At 74.1% G+C, this 5257-nt stretch carries 5 protein-coding genes; 2 read left to right on the top strand and 3 right to left on the bottom strand.

Going from position 1 to position 5257, the window contains the following annotated elements; genetic code table 11:
• Nucleotides 1-220 precede the first annotated feature (220 nt).
• Both AB0C69_RS37540 and AB0C69_RS37535 read left to right on the top strand, forming a co-directional pair.
• The gene (locus tag AB0C69_RS37540; protein WP_345177174.1) at nt 221-910 is read left to right on the top strand and encodes a Crp/Fnr family transcriptional regulator; all 690 of its coding nucleotides are present in this window, start codon (nt 221-223) and stop codon (nt 908-910) included.
• Nucleotides 911-992: 82 nt separating this feature from the next.
• Complete coding sequence (locus AB0C69_RS37535; RefSeq protein WP_345177177.1) at nt 993-1994, top strand: LysR family transcriptional regulator; 1002 nt, start codon at nt 993-995, stop codon at nt 1992-1994.
• Here the strand turns inward: AB0C69_RS37535 and AB0C69_RS37530 are convergent, their stop codons facing one another.
• The 3 genes from AB0C69_RS37530 to AB0C69_RS37520 all read right to left on the bottom strand — a co-directional run.
• Nucleotides 1995-2582 carry a hypothetical protein gene (locus AB0C69_RS37530; protein ID WP_360360509.1) on the bottom strand — a complete coding sequence of 196 codons (588 nt, stop codon included), beginning with the start codon at nt 2580-2582 and terminating at the stop codon, nt 1995-1997.
• Between the two features lie 4 nt (nt 2583-2586).
• Nucleotides 2587-4371 carry a tetratricopeptide repeat protein gene (locus AB0C69_RS37525; RefSeq protein ID WP_360360506.1) on the bottom strand — a complete coding sequence of 595 codons (1785 nt, stop codon included), beginning with the start codon at nt 4369-4371 and terminating at the stop codon, nt 2587-2589.
• A gap of 86 nt (nt 4372-4457) precedes the next feature.
• A partial coding sequence (locus AB0C69_RS37520) for an arginase family protein (protein WP_360360503.1) occupies nt 4458-5257 on the bottom strand: 800 nt, incomplete at its 5' end.

The following is a 5257-nucleotide window of genomic DNA, read 5'->3' as shown; positions in this document are numbered from 1 at the left end:
CGACGGCCCGTACTCCCCCGATCCCGCCAGGGACCTCGACATGGCCGGGTTCTCCCTGGTCAAGGTGCTCCCGCCCGAGACGACCTCCGGCCGTGCACGCCGCGTCCAACACTGGCGCACCCTCGAATGTTCGAGTAGGGATAAGTGCACACAACGCGTGATTCAACCGTGATTCTTTACCGGGAGGCGGGAACGCTTCACGCCCTTTAGCGTTGTGGTCATGAGCGCCCCCGAAGGTTCTTTCCTCGGCGATCTCACTCCGGCGGAACGCGAGGAACTTGCGGCCCGCGGCCGCGTCCGCGAATTCGCCCGGGGGGAGATCCTCTTCGCCGAGGGGGAGGACCCCGGCTGGGTGGCGATCCTGCTGCGGGGCCGGGTCAAGGCGTGCGCCTACCGCGAGATGGGCGGGGAGACGCTCCTGGCGGTGCGCGGTCCGGGGGCGCTGCTCGGCGAGGTCGCCGCGATCGACGGGCTGCCCCGCTCGGCGACGGTCACGGCGCTCGAACCGGTGCGGGCGCTCGCGGTGACGGCCGACGAGTTCATGGCGTTCCTCCAGGCGCACGGGCGCGTCTCCGTCCTCATCATGCGGATGCTGTGCCAGCGCTGGCGCGACGCCGACCGCAAGCGTGTCGAGTTCGGCATGTTCGACGCGACGGGCCGGGTCGCGCAGCGCCTCGTCGAGCTGGCGGAGCGGTTCGGCGTTCCCTACGACCGGACGGGCGCGGCGGGCGGCGACAGCCTTCAGATCACGCTGAACCTCTCGCAGGAGGAGCTGGCGAGCTGGGTGGGCGCGTCCCGCGAGGCGGTCAGCAAGGCGCTGCGCACGCTGCGCCGGCACGGCTGGATCGAGACGGGCCGCCGGCGGGTCATCGTGCACGACCTGAAGGCCTTACGCCGCCAGGCGCGATGATCCGCCGCCGGGCGCGTATCCGCCGCCGGGCGTGCTGACCCGGTGCGCGGCAGGGGCCGCGGTGGCCCGTACGCTGTGCAGGATGCAGTTGCAGCAGCTCGCCTACTTCGTCGCGGTCGCCGAGGTACGCCACTTCACGCAGGCCGCCGAGCTGCTGCGCGTCGCGCAGCCTTCGCTGTCCAAGCAGATCCGCGCGCTGGAAGGCGAGCTGAACGTGTCGCTGTTCAGCCGCGCGCGGGGAAACATCACCCTGACTCCCGCCGGCGAGGCGCTGCTTCCCCTGGCGAAGCGCATACTGGCCGATGTCGACACCGCCCGCCTGGAGGTGCAGGAGCTGGTCGGCCTCAAGCGCGGGCGGGTCCGGCTCGGCGCGACGCCGTCCCTGTGCGCGGGCCTGCTGGCGGACGTCCTGCGCCGCTTCCACGACACGTACCCGGGGATCCAGCTCATCGTCGAGGAGGGCGGCTCCCGGGACCTCGTCCGGGAACTCACGCGCGGCTCCCTGGACATGGCCCTGGTCATCCTTCCCCTGCACGGCGACCCGCCCCTGGACACCACGCCGATCCTGCGCGAGTACCTGGTGGTGGCGTCCCCGGCGGGTCCCGAGCCGGGCGCTCCGGAGCGGCTGCCGAAGACCCCCCAGCTCCCGCGCCGCTCGTACCTGCGCATCCAGGACCTGCGGAACCGCCCGCTGGTGATGTTCCGTCCCGGCTACGACCTGCGCGAGGCGACCATCAGCGCGTGCAGGGCCGCAGGGTTCGAACCGAGGTTCGCGGTCGAGGGCGGCGAGATGGACGCCGTCCTGCGCTTCGTGGAGGTCGGCCTCGGGATCGCGGTCGTCCCCAGCATGGTGCTGGCCGGGCGCCCCGGCCTGCGCGGGACGCCGCTCGTCCTGGCCGACGACGAGGCGCGCCGCGGCCGCCACGGTCCCGGCCTGCTCCGCACCATCGCGCTCGCCCACCGCAAGGACGTGGAGCTCACCCACGCGGCCCGCGCGTTCCAGGAGACCCTCCAGGAGTTCCTCGTGGAGGCGGCCCTGGCGGGCAGCCTCCCGGCCGGCGTGGAGACCCTGGTCGACGCCTAGTCAGCCCTGCTGGAGGGCCACGTAGCCGGGCGGGACGAGGTGGGGCGGGTTGGCCGCCTGGGTGGCGTCGGGCTCGATGATGCGGAACATGTCGAAGAGGACGATCGGCACCTCGCGGCCCAGCACCTTCTGGACGAGGCCCGTGGAGTGCAGGTGCCGCGCGGCGTCGATGCACAGGTCGTCGAAGTGGGCGCAGAGTTTCTCGTCCTGCTCCTCTTCCGCGTCGTCGTCGCCCGGCTCGTACCAGAGGCCGAGGCGCTTCACCTCCTCCAGGTAGAGGGCGGTGCCCTCGGGGTCGGCGGGGTGGTGGCCCGCGGGTCCCGCTTCCTCCAGCAGCATGTAGGCGTAGCTCCAGCGCACCTCCAGCGGGTCCTCGGAGGAGCGTTCGAGGTTCTGCCGGACGTTGCTCTCGGTGTTGTAGCCGATCGCCATGTACGGGTCGTAGGGGTAGTCCCAGAGTTCGTGGACGGTCGAGAACTCGCCGTGCGAGATCCGGAGCGAGATGACGTAGATGTCGGGGCGGAGGGCCTCGGGGAACGCGTGCAGGGAGTCTTCGGCGGCCCGGCGCAGGTGCTGCTGGAGGGTCATCCCCTCATGATCGCGGATCGAGGGAGCGGAGCCGGGCGACGACCCCGGCGGTCTGCGGGGTCCGGAGGTCCTCGAAGATGGCGAGGGCGCGCAGCCAGCAGTCGCGGGCGGCGTCGGGGCGGGACATCTGCATGTGGGCGCGGCCGAGGTTGTAGAGCGCCTCGCCCTGGCCGGGGCGGTCGCCGAACTCGCGGAAGACGTCCAGCGCCTTCTCGTAGTGGACGATGGCGGTGTGCAGGCGGCGCAGGCCGTGGTGGGCGTAGCCGAGCCCGTGCAGGGCCCAGCCGAGGGTCCGGCCGTCGGCCTCCAGTGCGATGCCGTGGGCCTGCTCGAAGTGGTCCAGCGACGAGCCGAAGTCGGCGAGCCCGGCGTAGGCGTAGCCGAGGGCCGTCAGCGCCCGCCCGGTGTCGCGGCGGTCGCCCACCGCGGCGGCCAGCAGGACCGACCGGCGGTGGTGGACGACCGCCTCGCGGTACCGGCGCAGGCGGCGGCAGGCGTAGCCGAGCCCGTGCAGGGCCCACGCCTCGCCCCGGACGTCCCCCAGCCGGGAGAAGACCTCGCACGCCGCGGTGAACAGCTCGGCGGACTCCTCGAACCGCCACCGGTTCTGGCTGGCGTAGCCGAGGCCGCCGAGCACGTAGGCGACGCCGCGGTCGTCGCCGAGGAGGCGCGCGGACGCGAGGCCCCCGCGGAGCGCCTCGCTCCAGTCGGTCCAGGGGCCGCGGAACAGGGTGAGAGGGAGCCGCCAGGCGATGTCGTGGTGGCCCTCGGCGGCGGCGGCGCGGGCGGCGGCGACCAGGTTGGGCCGCTCGGTCTCGCACCAGCGGCGGGCCTCGGCCGCGGAGGCGAAGCGCAGGGCGCGGTCCGGCTCGTCCGGCAGCGGCGGGGCGGTGACGCGGTCGGGGGACAGCAGGCGGCGCGCGTTGCCGGCGGTGCCGAGGTACCAGCCGAGGACGCGGCGGACGGCGGCCGAGCGCTCGTGCGGCGCGAGCCCTGAGCCGGGGGCGGCGTCGGGTTCGAGGACGGGCACCCGGTACCGGCCCTCGGCGCGCTCCGCCAGGCCGAGGTCGCCGAGCAGGAGCCGCGCCTCGGCGTCGGGGACGTCGATCAGGGCGGCCGCGGCCGGGACGGAGATCTCCGCGCCGGGGTGCAGGGCGAGCAGCCGGAGGGCCCGGTCGGTGTCCGCATGCGGCCAGGAGTCCGGCGGCCGCATCCAGGCCCGTTCCCGCAGCTCCTTGACCGCGACCAGGGCGGGGCGGAAGGCGGCCGCGCGGCACGCGGGGTTCTGCCGCACGACCTCCTCGAAGAACCAGCCGGAGGTGATCAGCGCGAGGACGCCGGGGGAGGCGCGCAGCGCGTCCTTCAGGGGGGCGGCGGCCAGCAGCCGGAACGCCGTGTTGATGGCGGTGCCGGCGACGCCGTGGTCGTCGTGGTGGATCTCGCCGGCGTGCACCGCGACGCGGACCCTGATGCGGGCGTCCGGCGGCGCGGCGCCGTTGTGCCGCTCCAGCAGGGCGGCCAGCCGCGCCGGGAACGGGCCGGCCAGCAGTTCCTTCGGCACGTCCGGACGGATGAGGATCATCGCCCCGTCGCCCCGGTCCTCGCAGTAGCAGGAGGCCGCGGGCACGCCGGACTCGTCGAGGGCCCGCCGTAAGGCCCGGTATAAGCCCGCCCGGACGGCGAGCTGGCCCCCGTTCGTGCGGCGGCCGTAGCCCTCGACGTCCAGGCACAGGATGGTCCGGTGCACCGCCGGGCCGGCGCCGCCTGCACAGTGCATCAGCTCGTGCATATGCACCCCCTTATGCATGTGCGGCAGCATGCTACGGCAAGATCAGCCCCTGTCGAAGCGCGTGAGCGGAGCGGCCCGGCGCCGGATCAGGCGGTCAGCAGGCCCCTCAGCAGCCGGGCGCGGGCCTCGTCGTCGCCGTCCTCCGGCGGATGCCAGGGGCAGGCGACGTCCAGGGCGGCCACCCGGCCGGTGGCCATGATCCGCCGGACGGACGCGACGACCGCGTCGGCGGAGGGCCCGCCGCCGACCGGGAACTTCAGCCCGGGCAGGTCGGCGGCGTCGATGACGTCCACGTCGACGTGCAGCAGCAGGGGGCCCGGAGGAAGCGCGACGTCGTCCACGGGGCAGACCCTGACCTGCGAGGACGCGAGGAACTCCGCCTCGGCCGGGTCGAGGTCGCGGGCGTCCACCAGGACGGCGCGGTCCTCCGGCAGCGTGCGCAGGCCCAGCCGGTCGGGGAGGAGCGCGGTGTCGGCGCCGAGGATCTGCCGGAGCGGCATCCCGCCGATGTAGCCGGACGTCGAGCTGTCCACCGTGTGGACGTCGCCGTGCGCGTCGAACCAGACCACGGAGGCGTCCACCCCCGCCTTCTGCACGCCCGCGAGGACGGCCTCGGCGGTCAGGCAGTCGCCCGACACCACGCGCGGCATCGAACCGCCGTCGATCTGGCGGGCGACCTCGGCGACGACGGGCTCGAACAGCGCCGCGACGCGCTGCCACACGTCGCCGTCGGGCAGGTCCGGCGTCACGGGGACGACGTCGAGGCCGGAAAGGGGGAAGGACGCGTCGGGGAGCCGTTCGTCCTGGTAGGGGTGGAGGGTGCCGCCGAGCAGCCGTCCCGCGTACGGCCTCCGCAGGAAGACGACATAGCCGCGCATCGATGGCC

The organism is Actinomadura sp. NPDC048032, assembly GCF_040653175.1.
In the GTDB taxonomy this organism is placed as follows: domain Bacteria; phylum Actinomycetota; class Actinomycetes; order Streptosporangiales; family Streptosporangiaceae; genus Spirillospora; species Spirillospora verrucosospora.
The sequence above is the reverse complement of the archived record's forward strand: the minus strand, read 5'-3'. Positions and strand labels throughout refer to the sequence as shown.

What these genes read in the sequence shown, in the direction of transcription:
- AB0C69_RS37540 (WP_345177174.1), top strand. Translation starts at nt 221, where the DNA reads ATGAGCGCCCCCGAAGGTTCTTTCCTCGGCGATCTCACTCCGGCGGAA.
- AB0C69_RS37535 (WP_345177177.1), top strand. Translation starts at nt 993, where the DNA reads ATGCAGTTGCAGCAGCTCGCCTACTTCGTCGCGGTCGCCGAGGTACGC.
- AB0C69_RS37530 (WP_360360509.1), bottom strand. Translation starts at nt 2,582, where the DNA reads ATGACCCTCCAGCAGCACCTGCGCCGGGCCGCCGAAGACTCCCTGCAC.
- AB0C69_RS37525 (WP_360360506.1), bottom strand. Translation starts at nt 4,371, where the DNA reads ATGCACGAGCTGATGCACTGTGCAGGCGGCGCCGGCCCGGCGGTGCAC.